This is a genomic window from Pseudomonas sp. KH_050, from assembly GCF_057838875.1.
The window spans coordinates 2,713,693-2,734,457 of record NZ_CM174478.1; the positions used below are offsets into that span (position 1 = coordinate 2,713,693).

18 protein-coding genes and 1 pseudogene are annotated in these 20,765 nt (G+C 58.8%); 13 read left to right on the forward strand and 6 right to left on the reverse strand.

The annotated features are described in order from the left end of the window. Positions 1 to 21: 21 nt before the first annotated feature. Positions 22 to 1,362, reverse strand: a complete 1,341-nt coding sequence (locus AC3IUA_RS12505; RefSeq protein WP_489361289.1) for a GntT/GntP/DsdX family permease — start codon at positions 1,360 to 1,362, stop codon at positions 22 to 24. A 301-nt stretch (positions 1,363 to 1,663) separates the two neighbouring features. Between AC3IUA_RS12505 and AC3IUA_RS12510 the strand changes: the two genes are divergently transcribed. Both AC3IUA_RS12510 and AC3IUA_RS12515 read left to right on the forward strand, forming a co-directional pair. Then, a complete protein-coding gene (locus AC3IUA_RS12510) occupies positions 1,664 to 1,975 on the forward strand; it encodes a hypothetical protein (protein ID WP_489361291.1) in 312 nt (103 codons plus the stop codon). Positions 1,976 to 2,162: 187 nt separating this feature from the next. After that, positions 2,163 to 2,390: pseudogene (locus AC3IUA_RS12515) on the forward strand (methyl-accepting chemotaxis protein); the annotation flags it as partial. A gap of 78 nt (positions 2,391 to 2,468) precedes the next feature. Here AC3IUA_RS12515 and AC3IUA_RS12520 read toward each other — a convergent pair. Beyond that, a complete protein-coding gene (locus AC3IUA_RS12520; protein WP_489361292.1) occupies positions 2,469 to 4,001 on the reverse strand; it encodes a methyl-accepting chemotaxis protein in 1,533 nt (510 codons plus the stop codon). A gap of 764 nt (positions 4,002 to 4,765) precedes the next feature. On the opposite strand from AC3IUA_RS12520, the gene AC3IUA_RS12525 reads away from it, so the two are divergent. The 6 genes from AC3IUA_RS12525 (at position 4,766) to AC3IUA_RS12550 (ending at position 9,561) form a co-directional block, all read left to right on the forward strand. Further along, positions 4,766 to 5,608, forward strand: a complete 843-nt coding sequence (locus AC3IUA_RS12525) for an amidohydrolase family protein (protein WP_489361294.1) — start codon at positions 4,766 to 4,768, stop codon at positions 5,606 to 5,608. Between the two features lie 53 nt (positions 5,609 to 5,661). Beyond that, positions 5,662 to 6,414, forward strand: coding sequence for a maleate cis-trans isomerase family protein (locus AC3IUA_RS12530; RefSeq protein WP_489361295.1), 753 nt, complete (start codon positions 5,662 to 5,664; stop codon positions 6,412 to 6,414). 9 nt (positions 6,415 to 6,423) lie between these two features. Then, positions 6,424 to 7,263, forward strand: coding sequence for an alpha/beta fold hydrolase (locus tag AC3IUA_RS12535; RefSeq protein WP_489361297.1), 840 nt, complete (start codon positions 6,424 to 6,426; stop codon positions 7,261 to 7,263). A gap of 2 nt (positions 7,264 to 7,265) precedes the next feature. Continuing rightward, positions 7,266 to 8,312, forward strand: a complete 1,047-nt coding sequence (locus tag AC3IUA_RS12540; RefSeq protein ID WP_489361299.1) for a 2,5-dihydroxypyridine 5,6-dioxygenase NicX family protein — start codon at positions 7,266 to 7,268, stop codon at positions 8,310 to 8,312. Then, complete coding sequence (locus tag AC3IUA_RS12545) at positions 8,309 to 8,926, forward strand: N-carbamoylsarcosine amidohydrolase (protein ID WP_489361300.1); 618 nt, start codon at positions 8,309 to 8,311, stop codon at positions 8,924 to 8,926. The genes AC3IUA_RS12540 and AC3IUA_RS12545 overlap by 4 nt, the downstream gene beginning before the upstream one ends. Positions 8,927 to 9,057: 131 nt before the next feature. Next, positions 9,058 to 9,561: a MarR family winged helix-turn-helix transcriptional regulator gene (locus AC3IUA_RS12550; RefSeq protein WP_489361302.1), complete on the forward strand. Its 504-nt coding sequence runs from the start codon at positions 9,058 to 9,060 to the stop codon at positions 9,559 to 9,561. Positions 9,562 to 9,620: 59 nt separating this feature from the next. Here AC3IUA_RS12550 and AC3IUA_RS12555 read toward each other — a convergent pair whose 3' ends face one another. The 4 genes from AC3IUA_RS12555 to AC3IUA_RS12570 are packed head-to-tail and all read right to left on the reverse strand — an operon-like array spanning position 9,621 to position 13,050. After that, positions 9,621 to 10,163 (reverse strand): aromatic-ring-hydroxylating dioxygenase subunit beta, encoded by a 543-nt coding sequence (locus AC3IUA_RS12555; protein ID WP_489361304.1) that lies wholly within the window; start codon positions 10,161 to 10,163, stop codon positions 9,621 to 9,623. Next, a complete protein-coding gene (locus AC3IUA_RS12560; RefSeq protein ID WP_489361306.1) occupies positions 10,163 to 11,452 on the reverse strand; it encodes an aromatic ring-hydroxylating dioxygenase subunit alpha in 1,290 nt (429 codons plus the stop codon). Before AC3IUA_RS12560 ends, AC3IUA_RS12555 begins: the two co-directional genes overlap by 1 nt. After that, on the reverse strand, positions 11,445 to 12,737 hold the full coding sequence (locus tag AC3IUA_RS12565; protein ID WP_489361308.1) for an NAD(P)/FAD-dependent oxidoreductase: 1,293 nt from the start codon (positions 12,735 to 12,737) through the stop codon (positions 11,445 to 11,447). The genes AC3IUA_RS12560 and AC3IUA_RS12565 overlap by 8 nt, the downstream gene beginning before the upstream one ends. A gap of 4 nt (positions 12,738 to 12,741) precedes the next feature. Continuing rightward, positions 12,742 to 13,050 carry a non-heme iron oxygenase ferredoxin subunit gene (locus tag AC3IUA_RS12570; protein WP_150799065.1) on the reverse strand — a complete coding sequence of 103 codons (309 nt, stop codon included), beginning with the start codon at positions 13,048 to 13,050 and terminating at the stop codon, positions 12,742 to 12,744. 357 nt (positions 13,051 to 13,407) lie between these two features. On the opposite strand from AC3IUA_RS12570, the gene AC3IUA_RS12575 reads away from it, so the two are divergent. From AC3IUA_RS12575 to AC3IUA_RS12595, 5 genes are read left to right on the forward strand one after another with little or no spacing between them, the layout of a single operon-like run. After that, positions 13,408 to 15,792 carry a xanthine dehydrogenase family protein molybdopterin-binding subunit gene (locus AC3IUA_RS12575; protein ID WP_489361309.1) on the forward strand — a complete coding sequence of 795 codons (2,385 nt, stop codon included), beginning with the start codon at positions 13,408 to 13,410 and terminating at the stop codon, positions 15,790 to 15,792. Beyond that, a complete protein-coding gene (locus AC3IUA_RS12580; protein ID WP_489361311.1) occupies positions 15,789 to 16,631 on the forward strand; it encodes an FAD binding domain-containing protein in 843 nt (280 codons plus the stop codon). Before AC3IUA_RS12575 ends, AC3IUA_RS12580 begins: the two co-directional genes overlap by 4 nt. Next, positions 16,628 to 17,824 (forward strand): xanthine dehydrogenase family Fe-S subunit, encoded by a 1,197-nt coding sequence (locus AC3IUA_RS12585; protein ID WP_489361312.1) that lies wholly within the window; start codon positions 16,628 to 16,630, stop codon positions 17,822 to 17,824. The genes AC3IUA_RS12580 and AC3IUA_RS12585 overlap by 4 nt, the downstream gene beginning before the upstream one ends. Continuing rightward, entirely contained in the window at positions 17,821 to 19,434 is a 1,614-nt protein-coding gene (locus AC3IUA_RS12590; RefSeq protein ID WP_489361314.1) for an MFS transporter, read from the forward strand. Before AC3IUA_RS12585 ends, AC3IUA_RS12590 begins: the two co-directional genes overlap by 4 nt. Before the next feature lie 21 nt (positions 19,435 to 19,455). After that, complete coding sequence (locus AC3IUA_RS12595) at positions 19,456 to 20,649, forward strand: XdhC family protein (RefSeq protein ID WP_489361315.1); 1,194 nt, start codon at positions 19,456 to 19,458, stop codon at positions 20,647 to 20,649. Positions 20,650 to 20,765: the final 116 nt, after the last annotated feature.

Genomic DNA, 20,765 nt, shown 5'->3' on the forward strand with positions numbered 1-20,765 from the left:
AGGCTGAAAATACGGGTTGATTCAAACAAGGTGCGACAGCAGCAGGGTCAGCCCCAGCGCGACCAGCGAAGCCAGTACGGTGGCCGAGGTGAACATCTTCAAGGCGTCGGCTAGCGAGACACCCAAGTACTCCTTGACCACCCAGAAGGCGGAGTCCGTCACATGGGTCCAGCCAATAGCGCCGGCGCCGATGGCAATGCAGATAATTTCCTTGCTCACGGCTGGATGAGCGCCCAGCATCGGCATCACCATGCCAGCCGCGCTGATCATTGCCACTGTCGCCGAACCGACGGCGAAGTGCATCAACCCTGCCACCAACCACGCAAGGACGATGGGATTCATATTCAATTGCGTCAACGAACCGGCCAGCGCGTTACCCACGCCGCTGTCGATCAAGATGCCGTTGAATGCCCCACCGGCGCCGATGATCAGCAGAATGCTGGCCAGCGGAGGAAAGCTCTTCTGAGTGTGCGCGAGCAAGTCAGGCATTGATAAGCCACGGCGCAAGCCCAGCGCCCAGTAGGCGAACACCACGGCAATGGACAGTGCTATCAGCGGCGTGCCCAGGAACGAAATAACGCTGAATACCCCGGAGTCATGGGGCAGACTGGCCGCGAAGCTTTTCCCTACCATCAGCGCAAGTGGCAGCAGGATGGTCAGCAGCGTCAAGCCAAGGCCTGGCAAGTCCCGGGTCGTGCTGTCATCGCAATGTTCATCCAGAAAAGCTTCTTGAGCGTCAGGCGCTTCACTCTTGCACACCAGCTTGACCCACAGCGGTCCGGCAATAATGGCGGTAGGCAGCGCGACAATGAGGCCGTACATAATAACCTTGCCGACATCGGCGCCCAGCATCCCGGTGATGGCCATAGCGGCAGGGTGCGGGGGCAACATGCAATGAACCGCCATTAGCGACACGGCCAAGGGCACGCCCAGGTACAGAAGGTTGATCCTGGTCTCTTTCGCGACCACGTAGATCAGTGGAATGAGCAGAACGAATCCAACCTCGAAGAACACGGGTATGCCCGCAATAAACCCTACGAGCATCATGGCCCATGAGGCACGCTCTTTACCCAGGGCGCTCAATAGCGTCTGGGCGATGCGCTCCGCGCCACCGGATTCTTCCAGCATCTTGCCGAGTATGCCGCCAAGGCCAATGATCGTTGCCAGGAACCCGAGTGTTCCACCGACACCTTTTTCATAGGAAGAGGCCATTTGCGCCAGTGGCATGCCTGAACCGATACCTACCACAAAGCTCGCCGCGGTCAAGGCCAGGAAGGCGTGGACGCGAACTTTGACGATGAGAAAAACGATCAGAATGATGGCGCAAAACAACACCAGCAATAGAGTGGGACCGCTGTGCATGATATCTCCTGGAAGAGCTTTTATTGTTGAAATCAGTGATAGGGATCACTTGGCTTTCCGGCATTAGAGGCCACTGCACAGGGCGTGACAAAGGATGGATTATCAAGGTACAGATGACATGGGATCATCTATGAGGGGAATGGCATGGGGCACCGCTGCCCCTTTTTGCGCGAGAAAGACGGCGTGAAACAAGATGGCTTTGAGGTATTACGTATTATGGTATACCGTAATCACGCTGTTCGCGTGACTACAGGGCAAGGGTTCCCCCGAGCACTATTTAAGGGTGGCATCTGGGGGTTCCATGCAATTCAAGTCCATTCGGTTTTCCGTGGTCGCGCTGGCTGGCGCCAGCGTCCTTGCCGTGGTGTCTGCACTGGTGATTTATGCGCTGTTCTCCGGGGCTCGCACCGAGGCGTTGGTTCGGGAGGTCAGTCAGGGCATGCTTGAGCGGATCATCGAAAAACGCTTGGTCGCGATCGCGCAGGAGCAAGTCAGCCAGATTCAGCGTGAACTGGAAGTGCCGCTTATCATCGCTGCCGACCTGGCGCGAACTCATATCCTTCTTGGCGACAACCAATCCATAGATACGGACAGCCCGGTGCCAGACACATGACGCCAGTGGTCGCTTTGGCCCTTGGTGGTTTCGCAATGACGACGGCAGCCTGGCGGCGCAACCACTTTCCGAAATGGAAGACCAGACGCTGCTGCCCAGTGGCTTGCGTGCGGGCGAGTACTATTTGTGCCCGCAGGAAACGCGACGCAGCTGCGTGACTGCCCCGGCGCCTTTCAAGCTCGGGGGCAAGACTGTCATGCGGGCAGTGTCGGTGATCAACGACATGAACACCCGGATCGCCAGCGCCACCGAGGAACAGAGCGCGGTAGTCGAAGACATAAACCGCAACGTGAGCACTACCGGTCAAGTGGCCCGCGAGGTCACCGAAGGTGCGCAAGAGGCCCGCCAAGCCAGTTCCGAGCTGTCTACGCTGGCCGGCCAGCAACGTGAATTGATCAATCAGTTCAAGGTCTGACTGGATGATGACAAGGTTGGCGGTGAAGCAGGGCCCGGTCGTCCAGGATCAATGCGACAAGGACAGTTTGCTGCTGCATCACACCAATTTGAATCGGCTCACCATGGTTTGCAAGTCGCCACCCAAACGGGCCAGATCACTGCTGGCTGCAGAAGATTCTTCTGCGGCTCCAGCAGATTGCTCAGCGACATCGCGAATACTTGCAACGCTGCGATTGATCTCTTCGGCCACCGAACTTTGCTGTTCGGCAGCGGTAGCAATCTGCTGATTCAACACAGCGGCGTTAATCGTTTCCAGTACCGCACCTGCTTCCTTGGCCGACCCCACCGTACTGCCTGCTTCGACGCGGCTCATGCCCATCATTTCTACCGCACCTTGCGCACCCATTTGCAAGGTGCCGACCAGGCCTTCAATTTGCGCCGTTGGTTGCTGGGTTCGGCGGGCCAACGCACGAACTTCGTCAGCCACGACGGCAAAACCTCGACCGGCATCACCCGCGCGCGCGGCTTCGATAGCCGCATTGAGGGCGAGCAGATTGGTCTGGTCGGCGATACTTTTGATCACATCCAATACCGTGCCGATGTTGGCGCTGTCGTGGCTCAGGCGCTCAACAGACTCCGCGGAATGCTCCACGCTCTTTGCCAGTCTTTCGATGCGCTCTATGGTCTGCTGAATCACGAAAGTGCCCTGATGCGCCTGCCGGTCTGCCTGATCGGCGGAGCAGGCTGCGGCTTCGGCGCTACGTGCCACATCCTGCACGGTGGCGACCATTTCGTTCATGGCCGTGGCGACCTGTTCGTTTTCCAGCTTCTGCCGGGTAATACCTGCACTGCTCTGCGCCGTCACTGCCGACATTTCCTCGGCAGCGGCCGCCAGTTGTTCAATACTGCTACTCAGACGAGTGAGCAGGTTGCGCAAGCTCAGGGTCATGGCCTGCATGGCTTGCATCAGCATACCCAGCTCGTCCTTACGGTCGCTGTGGATGTCTTGCGAAAGGTCGCCGTCAGCCACTTTACGGGCCAGATCCACCACTCGTTGCAGCGGCACGACGATCATCCGGGCAATCAGTATGGCTGCCAGCAGACCAACGACGAAACCCACCAGGGTCGCAGCACCCAACATGGTTTTGGCTTTTCCGGCTTGGGTTTCGAGGATTTTCAGTTGCAGATTCACCGCGTCATTTGACGCAGTCGCGGCCTGTGTTGCCCGCTCATTCATTTCAAATTCGGTCGTTTTCAGCTTGAGAAAGCTCCGCTGCAGTTCGCCGAAATCCGCCTGGTAGCGTGAGAGCTGGCGGAGTGCGGCATCGATGTTGCCTTGGGTGGCAGGGTCGATCAGGCTATTGCGCAATTGCTTGCCGGACGTGTTCACTTTTTCGAAATGGCCCAGCAACAGGTCGGCATACTGCTGCTCACCGCGCAAAATGAAGTCTTTTTCACGACGGCGTGCACTCAGCACTTCCTTGGTCAGGTCGCTGGCCTGGCGAGCAAATTCCAGCGAGCGAAGGCTGTTTTCATCAGCGTTTTCGCGAATTTCGCTGACCGCTGTCGCCGCGAGGCTGGCCTCCAACTCATCGAACTGTTTCATGGCCCCCCGCGCCGATTCTTCCATGGCTGTTTGTATTGCACGATTTTGTAGTGACGCCTGGCTGAGCTCGAGCAACTTATCGTATTGAGTCGCTCAGTGTTGCGAGATTCTTCGCCAGCCAGTCGCCCTCGACTGCATGGTTCAGCGCCACGCCGGCCAGCAGGCTGCTCCAGGCATTCATAAAAACGCAGTAACGACAAAGCCCTGAATAATCAGGGCTTTGTCGTATAAAGATGGCGCAGGCGATTGTCCGCCAAGCTGATCGTCGTCTTGCTGTCGTTCTTCTTGAGGTTTGCTGTAGCGCTTTATCCACGCACATACGAAACCCGGGGCGATTCAGACCTCCCCATATTCCTCCCACGACCTGTCCACCTGGTTCAGGGCTGGATTCGATCTCGAGAGCCTGGTCTTTCAGCGCCTTCACTCCCAAATGCTTTGACAATCAACCTGTCATCTGCAACGATAATTTTGTCAGTGTACTGATTGAATTTGGCACATTGGCATTTCGTGAAAAGCATCTGATGTAGCTGGGCACGCTCCGCCTCCAGAGTCGATTGATGCAGCAGTCCGGCCGGCCTAAATGATCAGTATACTGATCTTATGAATTACCGAGAGGCGAAGCGAGCAGCAGTGAGTTCTGAACCTTCTGACAGGGCCTTACAATGAAAATCACTAAACCCCGAAAGATAACTTTCGAAGAGCATTTCATGACCCCGGGTTTCGAGGGGTACTCCAAAAGCTTCATTCAACATATGAAACCTGAAATGCTCGCCAGGCTGAGCGCGCAGTTGAGCGATTTCGATGAACTTCGTCTGAGTGAAATGGATCGCTATGGCATCGATTTCAGCATCTTGTCGCAGACCGGTCCCGGGGTTCAAGGCGAGCAGGATCTCAAGCTGGCGTTGGCACAAGCCCAGCGCAGCAATGATTACCTGGCGCAACAGGTACAACGTCATCCGACACGTTTCGGCGGTTTCGCCAGTTTGCCCATGCACGACCCAAAACTGGCGGCCGCCGAGCTCACCCGTGCAGTAAAGGACCTGGGATTCAAGGGCGCATTGGTGAATGGCCATACCCAAGGCATGTATTACGACGACCCTGCCTATGATGAGTTCTGGGCGTGTATGCAGGAACTTGACGTACCTTTTTATCTGCATCCGTCAGATGCCTATGTTTTCCCCCAGGTGTTCGACGGCCATCCAGAAATGCGTGGCGCAGCGTGGGGCTGGGGTGTTGAAACGGCCAGTCATGCCTTGCGCCTGCTATTCGGTGGGGTGTTCGATCGTTTTCCTGACCTCAAGGTCATTCTGGGTCATATGGGCGAAGGCCTGCCGTTTATCCCGTGGCGCCTCGACAATCGCTTCGCGGTTTATCCCCATGGCGTACATCTGGAGCGAGCGCCCTCTGAATACATCGGCAGCAATATCCTGGTGACGACATCAGGGGTTTGCTCCCCGGCCGCTTTGAAATGTGCACTGGCAGAGTTGGGAACGGAAGCTGTGATGTTCTCCGTCGACTACCCCTACGAGTCTACGGCTGTTGCAGTCGAGTTCATCGATTCGGTTGATATTGATGAAGAGGTGCGCGCCCAGATCTGCCATGGCAACGCAGAACACCTATTCAAGCTCTGAATCCGCCAACGCCACACCGACCACGTCAATCAGCTAATACCGAGACTTTTATCATGACCAAGCTCCTGCGCATCGGGCAAATCGTGCCCAGCTCCAATACCACCATGGAAACCGAAATCCCTGCGATGCTGGCCGCCCGCCAGTTGATCCGGCCTGAGCGCTTCACTTTTCACTCCAGCCGTATGCGTATGAAGCATGTGTGCAAGGAAGAACTGGCGGCGATGGATGCTCAATCCGACCGCTGCGCACTCGAGTTGTCCGACGCGCGTGTCGATGTCCTCGGCTACGCCTGCCTGGTGGCAATCATGTCCATGGGCAAGGGTTACCATCGCGAGTCTCAACAACGCTTGAGCAAGGTTACCCAGGATAACGATGCTCCGGCACCGGTGATTACCAGTGCGGGTGCCCTGGTGGACGGAATCAAAGTGCTCGGCGCCAAACGCATCGCTTTGGTGGCGCCCTATATGCGGCCGCTCACGGAGCTGGTGGTCGACTATATCCAGCACGAAGGCATCGAAGTCAAAGTCTGGCACGCGCTGGAAATTCAGGACAATCTCGCGGTCGCTCGTCATGATCCGGCCAACCTGCCAGGCATCGTTGCCAATCTGGACCTCGAGGGTGTAGATGCCATCGTTTTGTCGGCCTGTGTGCAAATGCCTTCGTTGAGCGCGGTGGCCATGGTCGAGGCACAAACCGGAAAACCAGTGTTGACCGCAGCCATCGCCACGACCTACGCCATGCTCAAGGCGCTTAACCTTGAGCCGATCGTTCCCGGTGCCGGTGCGCTACTGTCCGGTGCCTACTGAGGAAGTGCCATGAGTCAATTTCTATATGGCGCCAATATCCGCGCCAACGATATCCGTCAACATTACTTGCGCTTTGGCGGAGCCAGCGATGAGAGGGCCACGCGTGACCCGGTCATCATCATTCCCGGCATCACCAGTCCGGCAGTGACCTGGTCTTTTGTCGCCGAGCGCTTCGGCCATGCATTCGACACCTACGTGCTGGATGTGCGTGGGCGGGGGCTTTGCGAGTCAGGTGCGGATCTGGACTATAGCGTGGAGGCGCAGGCCGCCGATGTCAGCGCGTTCGCCGAAGCCATGGGTTTTTCCCGCTTCAGTCTGGTCGGACACTCCATGGGGGCGCGCATTGCCGCGCGGATGGCGCGCAATAGTGGTGCCAGCATGGCCCGCATGGTTCTGGTCGACCCACCCGTCTCGGGCCCTGGTCGACGCGCATACCCGTCGCAATTGCCGTGGTATGTCGACTCGATTCGCTTGTCTCAAGCCGGGATGAGCGCTGATGACATGCGCAGCTTCTGCCCGACCTGGACCGATGAGCAATTGTCACTGCGCGCCGAATGGCTGCACACCTGTGACGAGCGCGCGATCAAAGCCAGCTTCGAGGCTTTTCATACCGAAGATTTTCATGCCGATTTACGCCACGTCACTTGCCCGGCACTGCTGATGGTTGCCGAGAGAGGCGGGGTGATACTGGATGAGGATATCGAGGAAATCCAGGGGTTGGTGAGCGACCTGGCAGTCGTCCGGGTGGCCGATGCCGGGCATATGATCCCTTGGGATAACGAAGAGGGGTTCTATCGGGCGTTCGACAGTTTCCTGGGGGCTTCGTTGCCCTCGGCCAGTGGAGAATAAGCATGGCTGTCAGCGATTATGATTTGATCGAGGCCTGGAAGCACGTTCTCACCCTCAGCGATCTCCAGCGTGGTCAGAGTGTGACCATCCTGACGGGGGCCGATACTCATCCGCAAACATTGCGCACCGCTCAAGTGGCCTGTCAGGCCCTGGGGGCGGTCGTCAATCGGCTGGATCTGCCACCGGTCAACGGTGAGAAGGCGCTTAGCCGGGACTCCCTGGCGTACCTGGGAGTTACTCCGTTGACCGGTAATGCGCCAGCGCTGGCGGCATTGAAAGCCAGCGATCTGGTGCTGGACCTGATGACGTTGCTGTTCTCACCTGAGCAGCACGAAATCCTTGCCAGCGGTACTCGGATACTGTTAGCGGTGGAACCGCCGGAAATCCTGGTGCGCCTGCTGCCCACCGTCGCTGATCGACAGCGTGTACTGGCGGCGGCAGCGCTGATGGAGCGCGCCCGTCAGATGCACGTTACTTCGGCGGCCGGTACATCGCTGACCTGTCCATTGGGTGAGTTTCCGGCGATCAGTGAATATGGCTTTGTCGATGCCCCCGGTCGCTGGGATCACTGGCCCAGCGGTTTCGTGCTGACCTGGCCGAACGAGCTGGGTGCCAATGGGCGGATTGTGATCGACCGCGGCGATATCCTGCTGCCCCATAAGTCCTATGTGCAAGATCCGATTGAGCTGCAGGTTAAAAGTGGCTACGTGACTAGCATTGAGGGCGGCGTGGAAGCTGCATTGTTGCGCGACTACATGGAGGTATTCAACGACCCTGAGGCTTATGCGCTGTCTCATATCGGCTGGGGCCTGCAGCCACGTGCACGCTGGTCGACCCTGGGTTTGCTCGATAGAGAAGCCCATATCGGGATGGATGCCCGTGCATACGAAGGCAATTTCCTGTTCTCCATGGGACCGAATAACGAAGCGGGCGGCAAGCGCACCACGGCTTGTCATATCGATATACCGCTGCGTGATTGCACAGTGCGTCTGGATGACCGAGTGGTCGTCGATAAAGGGCGGGTAATGGACCGAGGGGACATGCAATGAGTGAAAAACTGCACACCTACGAACGCCAGGGGTTTGGCACGCAGATGGAGCTGCCGGGGCCCTATGGGCTGTTGATCATCGACCTGGTCGAAGGCTTTGCCGACCCGGCAATCTTCGGCGGAGGCAATATTCCCGAGGCGATTGAGTGTACCCAAGGGCTACTGGCTCACGCGCGCGATAAAGGCTGGCCGGTGGCTCACAGCCGCATTGTCTTCGCCGATGATGGGGCCGACCGCAATGTATTTACCCTGAAAGTGCCTTCGATGCTGACCTTGCTCGAACACGAGCATCGAAGTGCCATTGTGCCGTCGTTGACTCCGATCGAGGGCGAATTGGTGGTGCGCAAGACCCTGCCTTCAGCATTTTTCGGCACGGACCTGGCTGCCTGGCTCAACTTTAATGGCGTGCGTACGTTGCTGGTTGCCGGGGCCGTCACCAGCGGTTGTGTACGCGCCAGTGTGGTCGACGCCATGAGCCATGGCTTTCGCCCGCTCGTGGTGTCTGATTGCGTCGGTGATCGGGCGCTGGAGCCCCATGAAGCGAACCTCTTCGACATGGCGCAAAAGTACGCGGCAGTGATGACGTTGGAGGAAGCGCTCGCGACAGTTGGCTGATCGAACAGAGGGTCTGTCATCCATCATTGCCGTGTGCAAATGGCTCGATGACAGACCCTGCTAGCAACGTGACCGTGCCAACGGCCCCATGGTACGGTTATGCTTAGTGTCATTTATAACTAGGAAATTACATGACAGCCCTTGGTAGTACGACACCCGACTCTGACCTGGACGATCCGGCCAAAGAGCTGCTTTGGGGGCGCCCGGGTTTTCTCGTACGTCGCCTGCATCAGATTCACGTCGCATTGTTCTTCGAAGAATGCAAAGGGATGAATATCACCCCCGTTCAATATGCCATTCTCACGACCCTTTCGGTCATGCCTGGGCTGGACCAGACAGCTCTGGCCCAGGAGGTCGGACTTGATCGGACCAATACCGCTGATGTGGTCAAGCGTCTCGAAACCCACGAATTGATTTATCGCCAACCGGATCCCAATGATCGGCGTACGCGCAACGTTTTTCTTACCCCCCAGGGCAAAGAAGCCGTGGTGCTCATGCATGAAAGCATGGCCAGGGCTCAGGAGCGGATGCTCCAGCCCTTGCGTCCGGCCCAGAAGAAGCAGTTCATGGGCTTGTTGGCCGTACTGGTGGAATCCAACAACCAGTACAGTCGAACGGTATTGCGCGGGCTTTGATGGGCTACTGCCAGTGTCGAAGCCAGCCCGTCACGGCGCTGGCTGACTCGACGCTTTCTCTACAGTGGATACACCAGATCGTTGGCGATCAGCGTGCTGTCATAGATCACTTGGCGCTCCAGCAGTAGCAGCACGCCGTCGACTCGCTGGAAGCGGTCGTGATAGGTGCCGGCCATATGAGTCGTTGTCGGGCCTTCCACCAGTGTCTGCAGCAGCATGAAGTTGGCCTGGGCGGTGATGATGCCGTTGCTCGACTCATCGATCACGCGGGTATTGCCTAGCAGGTGCAGGTGGTAGCGTGGTGCGAACATTTGAGTGCGAGAGATGGCCACCGCGCGGTCATGCATCATGTTGCGGCCCTCGGCGTAGATCAGGCCGACGGGCATTCCCATCTCGGCGTTTTCCCTTGAGGTCACGCGATACAGAGCATCGCTGGTGAAAAACGCTGGCCACTGCTCGATCAGGCCGTCGTCCAGCACGGCACAGTAGTCGGCATTGAAGGTCTCGATCTCCAGTCGCAAGCGCAGGGCCGTGGCCCGGTCAAGCCGGCAGGGGCGGTAAAGAGGGTAGGGACGGTTCAGTTCGTTGGCAAAGGCGTTCATTACAGCTCCATGATTTCGCGGTAGTGGCGGTAGAGGGCGCGGATCGCGGCTTCTGAAATCAGGGAGTTGGTGGTACCCACCTGGCCGTGATCAAGTTTGAGGATGTTGAAGTCACTGCTGGAGCGGCGCAGCCCTTCCTGGACGTACTTCATCGCTTCATTGTCTTCCAGCCCGAGGAATCCGGCAGGGCCCATCAGGTTGCCTTGACGCAATCGATGGCGCGTCATTTCCTCGGTGTCGCCTTCATAGCCGAACATTGTCCATTGCATGATCATGCTGTTAGGACCGTTGGGTACGATCTGCCGTACGCCCAGGGTGTTCATTTCCCGCTGTACGATCAGGTTCGGCCAGATGGTCTGCATGGTGACCGACCATGGCGAGTCGGTTTCCTTGATGTAGTCGAGGAAACGCTCGTCGAGCAGGCGCATGCCTTCATGGTACGAGCGCATTTCTGCCTTGTTGGCGTCGCTGACGGCCGCGTATTTGTCTTCGCTCTTGGCCGAGGCCATGGTGCCGTGTCGACCGTGAACCGGGTCGGCAATCATGGCGGACTTGTTGCCTGCCACCAACAGGCCGAAGACCACCAGAAAGGAATGCAGCAAGGTGGCGTGGTAAGGGTCCTTCAGGTTTTCGTGGTACATCTTCCAGTTGCACGGCAACTCATTGCGGTAGTAACCGAGCACTTTGAGCTTGCGGCCATCGAAGACCTTGCCCATATCTTCAATGATTTCCGGGGTCAGGTATTCTTCGATGGGTTCGACATCGGCGTGGTAGGACGCGAAGACGACACCGTTCCAGGAGGTGACGTGGAGCTTTTTCAGGCCGTGGTCTTCGTTGCGAAAATCCTTGGGCATGCCGCCCTGGCGATTCACCCCACGCTTGAAGGGCACGCCCTGCAGGTTGCCCTTGAGGTCGTAGGACCACTGATGGTACGGGCAGACAAACTCTTTGGCATTGCCTTGGCTGTGTCGGCAGAACTCCGCACCGCGATGCGCGCAACGGTTTTCGAAGACATTGACCGAGCCGTCTTCTGCCCGTGCAACCACCACTGGGGTCGGGCCAACAAAGGAGCGCTTGTAGTCTCCGGTGTTGGGGAGCTCGGCTTCCAGTGCGACAAAGTTCCAGGTGCGGCCATGGAAGATCCGTTCGACTTCGCGATCATAGACGGCATGGCTGGTGTAGACCCAGTCGGGGATGTAGTGAAGGTCATCGTGGGGCCACTGGCAATCGGCCAGGGCCAAGTCCTTGTTGCCCCCGGTGCGGGCAATGACATCCTGCGAGTTATACATGGAGCGGCTCCTGAGAGGGGGCTGAAGAGGTGGGCTGTATCGAGGCGCTGAATTGTTTTTCCAGCTGGCGTAGCGGCTGGTTGATGTCTGCCAGTGCGTGTGCCGAGCACGCGACGCCAGCCTCCATGAGGCTCTTGAGCGGGCGCAGTTCGCCGCCTGCGTTGGCGCACACCACATGTCTGAGTTGGCCGTTGCGCAGACCAAAGCTCACCCATTTTGGTGCCTCGGGAGTCGTGCTGAAGGTGCGTTGAACATAGGTCAGGCCTGGTTCGGGAAGCCCGAGCATCTGCAGGTTGCAATCGAATTGATCGCTCCAGAACCAGGGCAGCGGGGTGGGGCTGTCGTCCTCACCGAGCATGGCTGCCGCAGCAATGCGTGCCTGTTCGTTGGCGTACTGCCAGGACTCAAGGCGCATGGGTTGACCGCAGTGAGCGACCCTCTGGGTGGCACAGTCACCCGCGGCATAAATGCCGGCCATGCTGGTGGCGCATTGGGGGTCGACGGCGATGCCGCCATCGTCGGCCAACGCCAGGCCAATGGCTTTGGCCAGTGTGGTCTCGGGTTGCATGCCGGCGGCGACCAGAATAGTGCTTGGCGTAATGTCTGTACCGTCGCTCAAGCGGTATACGCCTGGCTCGCCGGCGTGCTGCTGGTCGATGCTGGTGGCCAGGCGCAAGTCCACGCCGTAGTGACGCGCACGCGCCGCCAACCAGATCGAGATATCGCTGGGCAGTGCCCGTTTGAGCAGATGCTCCCCGGCTTCCAGCTGAGTCACCTCGACACCCAGAGCGCGAGCGGTAGAGGCGACCTCCAGGCCAAGGAAACCGGCACCGACGATTAACAGGCGACCTTGAGACTCCTGGAGGGTGTGGCGCAGTTTAAAGGCGTCGTCGGCCGTTCTCAGATAATGGACATTGGCCATGGTCCGCGGGAATTTTTCCAGGACGCGCGGCTGTCCTCCGGTCGCCAGCAGGCAGCGATCCCACTCGATCAGGGTACCATCGTCCAACAAAGCCGTACGCTTGAGTGGGTCCAGTGACTGGACGGCGGTCCCCAGGTGCAGCTCGATCTCATGCTCGCGATAGAAGTCGGCATTGTGCAGGCCGCTGACCGTTTGCGAAGACTCTGTCAGTACCGATTTGGACAAAGGCGGCCGCTCGTAGGGCGGATGAGGCTCTCGGCCAACCAGCACAATCCGTCCGCTGAAACCACGCTGACGCAATGAGGCGGCGGCCATGGCGCCGCATTGACCGGCACCGACGATAAGAATGCGTTCAATGGTCATGGCGTTAACCCAGGTTCACGAGTACGGCGTCACCTTCGACCTTTACGGCGTAGGTTTTCAGGGGCTCGGTGGCTGGCGCGCATTGAGCCGCGCCGGTGCGCACATCGAATGTCGCCTGATGCAGAGGGCATTCGATGCAGCCGTCCTCCAGGTAGCCCTCCGAGAGCAGGGCGTGCTGGTGGGTACAGATGTTGTCTGTTGCAAAAAACTCCCCATCGCAGCGGTACAGCGCCAGGTGTGCTTCGGGTAGTTTGAAGGCCATTACCTGGTCGTCCTGAAGGACGTCCACCGTTGTTATTTTTATCCAGCTCATTAGGTTGCCCTTTGTCAGTATGCCCACAAATAATATTCAGTGTACTGACTAATATGTCAAATGATTTGAGCGCAGGATCGGCATTCGCATTGAGCCTATGAAAGGAAGAAAACGCGCGGCTGTGAATTTTTAGCGGCTAGTCGTTGACGTGGCTGAAGGGATGATTATTATGTAAGTGTACTGATTAAATTCATACGTTAGCTGACGAAATTATAAAAACAGCCTTAAGCCTTAAAGGACACTGATCATGCAGCTTCGCCGTTTCCTGAAAAATCTGGGTGCCGAGTGTCAGTGCCCCTGTCATCTCGTGGCGCATGCCGACCGGTTGAACATCGGAAACTCAGGAGTCCGTAAGGTATGAGCGAAGCTAATGAGTACCCCGGCAAATCGGGTCAGGGTGTTGGCGCCCGAGTGAGGCGCAAGGAAGATGAACGGCACCTGCACGGTCGGGGCAAGTTTGTTGCCGACTACCACATGCCAGGGCTTCGGGAAGTGGCCTTTCTGCGCAGCCCTCTGGCCCATGCCCGGATCACCTCGATAGACGTGCCGCCAGCCTTGAAGGGTCGGGCATTCGTGCGCGCTGACATGCACAGTGCCAGCGACATCGTGGCCGACTCGACGCTCCCCACGTATCAACCCTCTGTCCAGCCGCCGCTGGCCAGTGGCAAGGTGCGTTTCGTCGGTGAGCCCGTGGTGATGACCTGCGCGGCGACCCGTGCCGAGGCCGAAGATCTGGTCGAGCAGGTGATGGTCGATTACGAAGACCTGCCCGTGTATGCCGACGCTGCCAGCAGCGTCGCCGCTACAGGTGACTTCATCCATGACAACTGGCATGACAACCGCTTCGTCACCTTGAATGCCGACAAGGAATTTACTGAGCGTGCGGCGGCGGCCAGCGTGACGGTCACGCGTCGAATGAAGCTGGCACGTCAATGCATGGTGCCGATGGAAGGCAAAGCAGTTCTGGCTTACTGGGATCACAGCCTGGACCAACTGGTGGTCGTCACTGCCACCCAGGTGCCGCACATGATTCGCACCATCCTGGCCCAGTGTCTGAAGCTGGATCAGGGGCAGGTGCGGGTCATCTCGCCGGATGTTGGCGGTGCCTTCGGCTACAAATGCGTGTTGCAGCAGGAAGAGCTATGTATCGCCTGGCTGGCCATGACCTTCAAACAACCGTTCCGGTTTATCGAAGATCGCCGGGAGCACCTCACGGCGGGGGCCAATAGTCGCGAGCATGAATATGTCATGACCGCTCATGCGGATGCTCAGGGGCGGGTGTTGGCGCTCGATGCCAAAATCATCATCGATGGCGGTGCCTATTCGGTCTGGCCGTTCACCATCGGTCTGGAGCCGGGCCAGGCGGTTGGCAATTTGCCCGGCCCCTATGCTTTTCAGGGTTACCGCTGTGTCACCGAATGCGTGGCAACCAACAAACCAGGCTTTGTCCCTTACCGCGGGGTGGCTCGCACCGGTGTCTGCTTCGCCATGGAGCTGACCATGGATGCGCTGGCTCGAGCCGTCGGGCGCGATCCTCTGGATGTACGCCTGGACAACCTGGTTCGTCCTGAGCAAATGCCCTTCATTAACGTCGCCAACAAGCATCTCGACAGCGGTGACTATCCGGCCAGCCTGCGCAAGGCTGCCGAGCTGATCGGTGCGTCGGCGATTCGTGAGCGCCAGCGTCTGGGTGAAGCGGACGGTCGGCGCATCGGTCTTGGCTACGCGACCTATACCGAGCAGTCTGCCCACGGTACGTCGGTGTTCGCGACCTGGGGTACTCCTGTCATACCCGGTCACGAGCAGGCGACTGTGCGTATGACGCCGGATGGCGGCCTTGAAGTGCGGGTAGGCGTGCACTCCCACGGTCAGGGTATGGAAACGACCTTCGCCCAGGTAGCCCACGAGGTACTGGGGATCGATATTGCCCGGATCAAGGTGCTGCATGGCGATACGGGTCAGACACCATTCTCTACCGGTACCTATGCGTCGCGGTCGATGGTCATGGCTGGTGGGGCAATCGCGCGCGCCTGTCGCGAGTTGTTGCCGCGCTTGACCCATATCGGTGCCTTTTTGCTGGGTGTTCCCGATTCAGAGGTCAAGCTGCAAGGAGGCAGGGTGGTGTGTGATCAAGCCTCGGTGTCGCTGGATGACGTGGGTGCGGCCTGGTACATCAGGCCTCATACGCTACCCGCTGACGTCAACCCTGCCGGACTGGAAGTTACCACGGGATTCAAGCCAGCCGTTGATACCGGAGCCTTTAGCTACGCTACCCATGCGGTACTGGTTGCCGTTGACACCGACAGCGGTGAGGTCGAAATCCTAGACTACGTGGTGGTCGAGGATTGCGGCACGATGATCAACCCTATGTTGGTCGAGGGGCAGACCTATGGCGGGATCGCCCAGGGCATCGGCACTGCCATGTACGAAGAAACGCCCTACGACGTCAACGGCCAGCCATTGGCTTCGACGCTGGCGGATTACATTTTGCCAGGCCCGACCGAAGTGCCCGCATTGCGGATTCACCACATGGAGACGCCTTCGCCCCATACCGAATTTGGCGCTAAAGGCATGGGGGAGGGCGGTGCCATCGCTCCGCCCGCAGCCATCTTCAATGCGGTCAATGATGCCCTCGCGGATCTTGGCGTTGAGGTCGCCGAAACCCCATTGACTCCGCGTCGGCTGCTACAGGCGCTGGCCAACGCCCGGGCAGAAAACAACAAGCAGGAGGTGGCCGCATGAAAGCAGTTGCGTTCGACTATCTACGTCCCGCGACCCTGTCGGCCGGGCTGCAAGCACTGGCCGATCAGTCCGCGGGTATCGTCAAGGTCATGGGCGGTAGTCAGTCGCTGGGCCCCATGCTCAACCTGCGGCTGGCGCGTCCGAACAAGGTGGTGGATGTCAGCGGCTTTACCGAGTTGCAACAGGTGAGCGAGGACGGAGAGTGGCTGCTGGTTGGCGGCGCGATTACCCACTCGCAGATTGAAGATGGCGTGTTCGCCGCACTGCGTGGAACCTTGCTCGCCGAAGTCGCTCCACAAATCGCCTACAGGGCTATTCGCAACCGCGGAACGATCGGTGGCAGCCTGGCCCATGCGGACCCGGCGGCTGACTGGGTGTTGGTGGCTTTTACCCTGGGCGCCGAAGTGGAATTGCGCAGTGTTCGAGGAACACGTCGGTTGACCATGGCCGAGTTCATGCTCGGTGCCTATACCACTGTGCTGGCAGAAGATGAGCTGATTACCGGGCTGCGCATTCCGCGTCTGGGGCCACGTGCAGCCTGGGGCTATCACAAGCTTTGCCGAAAAACCGGCGAGTTCGCCGAAGCCAGTTGCGCAGCGGTGTTCGACCCGGATCGTGGCCTGGCCAGGATTGTTCTCGGCGCGCTTGATGGCCCACCTTCACTGCTTGGGGAGTTGTCGGTAGCGGTCGCCCGTCTCGGGGCGGCAGCACTTGAACCTGCCGCGCTGGCAAAAGCGGTGGCAAGCGTGACACCCGGTAAAGACGCAGTTGACCGGCAACAAAGCCTCACCGCCTTGCGCCGGTGTCTCGATTCGATATTCAAGGAACCTCGGGTATGACTTCTGTACGTATCAACGTCAACGGTAATCTGCTCGAGCGTGAGGTTGCGCCGAGAATGCACTTGGGCGACTTCGTTCGTGAGGAAGGCCGATTTACCGGCACTCACCTGGGCTGCGAGCATGGCGTGTGTGGTGCCTGCACCGTGTTGCTCGACGGCCAGCCAGTACGTTCGTGTACGACGTTCGCGGTGGCCTGTGAAGGCCGGCAGGTGACGACTGTCGAGGGCTTTGAGCAAGACCCGGTGATGGCGCTCCTGCGTGAGGCTTTCTCTGAGCACCATGCCTTGCAATGTGGTTATTGCACGCCGGGTATGTTGACCACTGCGCGCGATATCGTGCTGCGCTTGCCTGAGGCCGATGAGCATCAAATTCGTGTCGAGCTGTCAGGCAACATCTGTCGTTGTACGGGCTACATGGGCATCGTCGCGGCCATTCGCAGTGTCCTTGTGCAGCTACGTGAACAGCCCGATCCAGTGATTGAATCCGCACGTGCACAGGCCCTGGCGGGTCATGGCGTTGCGATGCCAGCCAGTAGCGGGTCCTTTGCTTCTTTTACCGCAGAGCACAGCGCGCAGACACCGGCTGTCGAGCCTTCCGCCAGCCCTGCGTCAGAACCCTCGAGCGAGCGTGCGCCTGCCGGAATCAAGGGCGGAACCCGGATGGATGGACGCTTCAGTGTTGGCTATCCACCAGAACAGGTCTGGGCTTTCATGGCCGATCTGGAAGCTGTTGCCGGCTGCCTTCCCGGTGCCAACCTGGAAGAAAACGACGGCGAGCGAGTCAAGGGCTTTATTGCCATCAAGTTTGGCCCGATGGCTGCCAAGTTCGCGGGTGCGGCACGCTTGACGCGTAATGAAGAACAGCGTTCGGGCATGCTCAAGGGCGGTGGTCAAGACACCATCAGTCAATCGCGTGCCAATGGCGAGATCACCTACCGGGTGTTGTCCGATAACGCTGGGGCCACGCTCGTCGAAGTGGAAATGCTCTACTCGCTGCAAGGGCCGTTGGCGCAATTCTCGCGCTCTGGCCTGGTGAAGGACTTCGTGGCCCGGATGATTCTCGACTTCGGTCGCAATGTGGAACGGCGTATGGATCCCAATGCGAAACCGTCGACGCAACCGGCAAAATTGAACGTCTTTGCCCTGGGGATGAGCATCATCTGGAATCGCATCAAAGGCTGGTTCGGCCGATGAACAATGCGACCCCTGCTGCGGTTTCGCAGGCACGCGGCATGACCCGTGAAGAGCGCAAGGTCATCCTTGCCTCTTCCTTCGGGGCATTGCTTGAATGGTATGACTTCTACATTTATGCGGCGTTGGCCGGCTACTTCAGCGTGCTGTTTTTTCCTCCCGGAAACGCCACCGCGGCGTTTCTCGCCAGCCTGGCAACCTTCGGTGCGGGTTTTCTGGTTCGCCCGTTGGGGGCTTTGCTGTTCGGGCAGATGGGTGACCGCCTGGGACGTAAACGTACGTTCATGGTCACCATCATACTGATGGGAGTGGCCACCGTCGGCATCGGTTTGCTGCCGAGCTTTGAACACATTGGTATCGCGGCGACTATCTGCCTGGTGATTTTGCGGTTGTTGCAAGGACTGGCTTTGGGGGGAGAAGTAGGCGGCGCGGTGACTTACGTCGCCGAGCACTCGCCCACGGCTCGTCGGGGGTTGTACACCAGCAGTCTGCAAATTACCGCAGGGGCTGGGTTGCTGCTGTCGCTGGTTGTTGTCTACAGCCTCAAAGGGGTTATCAGTGAAGATGATTTCCGGGCGTGGGGGTGGCGCTTGCCCTTCGTTCTGTCACTGGTGCTGCTGGCCATCTCGGTTTACGTGCGTGGCAAGCTTGAGGAGTCGCCGACGTTCCAGCGCATGAAAGCCGCTGGCCGTACTTCCCGCTCGCCCATCCGCGAAAGCTTCCTGCGCTGGGGTAACCTGCGCCTGGTGCTGATGCTGTTTTGTGTGGCCGCTGCACTGGGGGCGATTTTTGGCACCGGGCACTTCTACTCGATGTTCTTTCTCAATCGCACGCTCAAGTTGCCCCTTGAGACCGTCCATTTGATTCTGGCCTGCGTGTTGTTGTGCGCGACCCCGCTCTATCTATTCTTTGGCTGGTTGTCTGATCGCTGGGGGCGCAAGCCTATTCTGGTGGCGGCTTGCCTGCTGGCGGCCCTGACCACTTATCCCATTTTCAAAGGCCTGACCCATTACGCCAACCCGGCGCTCGAGGCCTTTCTGGAAACACCGATAAGTGTCGCTGCCGATGGCTGTGAGTTTCGCTTGTTCGCAGCGCCCGTCAGCGCCTGCGATCGCGCTCACAGCTACCTGACCGATCAGGGGGTAGGGTATACGGCTCAACCCGCCGAGGTATCCGGGACGGTCATCGTGACGATCGGCCAGCAACGGCTGGTAGACCCTGGCGCTGAAGATCTGCATCGGGCATTGGTGAGCGCCGGCTGGCCGGCGACAGCGGACCCGGCGCAGGTCAATGGGCCGATGCTGTTTGTGTTGATGCTCTTACTGGTGGTCTATCTGGCAATGATCTATGGGCCGATGGCGGCGTTCATGGTCGAGTTGTTTCCCGCGCGAATCCGCTATACCTCGCTCTCACTGCCGTTCCACCTGGGAGCGGGCTGGATTGGCGGCATGTTGCCTTTTATCGTTTCGGCCCTGAACGTGGCCTACGGCGATCCTTACTTTGGCCTGTGGTTCCCCGTATCGATCATTGCATTCGGGTTGCTGGTAACCCTGGTTTTTGCCCCTGAAACGCGGGGCCGATCCCTTGAAGACGATGGCGCGGAAATCAACTGAACATGACCTGGGAGAGTGACCATGTCTGATTTGTACTCCTTGCTCGATGCATTGGATCAAGCCGACAGCGCAAAGACCGATGCTGTTCTGGCCACGGTCGTCAAGGTCGAGGGCTCGGCCTATCGGCGTCCTGGCGCCAGGATGCTGATTCCACTCTATGGCTCGACCGTCGGAACCATCAGTGGCGGTTGCCTGGAACAGGAATTGGCCAAAAAGGCCTGGTGGCTGACCGAGTCCGGTGAGGCAGTGGTTCGTCGTTACAGCACGGCGGCCCAGGAAGAGGAGGACGCCGATGATGAGGACGCGGCGCTGACCTTTGGCCTGGGCTGCAACGGTACCGTGCATGTACTCCTGGAGCGTCATGAAACCGGCAAGAAGAGTTTGTTGATCGATGTGCTTCAACGGGTAAAAGCCAGCGGTCAACCGGCAGCCCTGGCGACGGTCATAGCGGCGGGCAGAAAATCCCGTGTGCGAATCGGCGCCCGGATGGGCCTGGATGCCTTTATGAACCCGTGCGAGGGGATGTACTGCCAGGCACTTGAACACACCCTGCGTGGCGACTTGCACAGTACCCTTGGGCGCAAGCAGTCTCAGTTGATGATTTACGGAAGCGGTGCCGATGCAGTCGAGGTCTTTCTCGAATACATCGCGCCACAGCGCCGACTGGTGATCTTTGGCGCGGGTCATGACGCCCAGCCTTTGGTGCGGTTCGCAAGGGATCTGAACTGGCATGTAACGGTGGTGGACGGGCGTGCGCATTTTGCTCGCCCGGAGCGGTTCCCTGGAGCAAACCAGGTCCTTGTGGCGCCCATCGACGAGCCTTTTAACTTATCCAGTGCTGTCGACGGTGCCGCGGTTGTGATCATGACCCACAGCTATCGACAGGATCGGCATTGGCTGCAAAGCATTTTGCACTGTTCACCCGCCTATGTCGGGCAGTTGGGCCCTCGAGAACGAACAGAACGATTGCTCGATGAGATGGGCGCATTGGCCTGTTCGCCAGAAGATCTGCCCGGGCTTCACTATCCGATAGGGTTGGACTTGGGGGGCGATACCCCGGCGAGCGTGGCCTTGGCCATTGTTGGCGAGATCACGGCCTACCTCAACAAACGCAGTGGCGGGATGTTGAAATACCGCAAAACCACCATTCACCAAGCTTGTGAGCCAACCCACTCTCCAGTGGAGGGCGGCCTGCAGGAGAAAATGGAAGCGTAGCGTCTACTTCCTCCTTGGCGGGTTGGGGAAGTCAGGGCTGAATTTTTCAACGGCCTGTCAGGGCCGCTCTGCGACCCAGTGGAGCAAGCCCCTCGCCACACAGGGCACCGCATGAG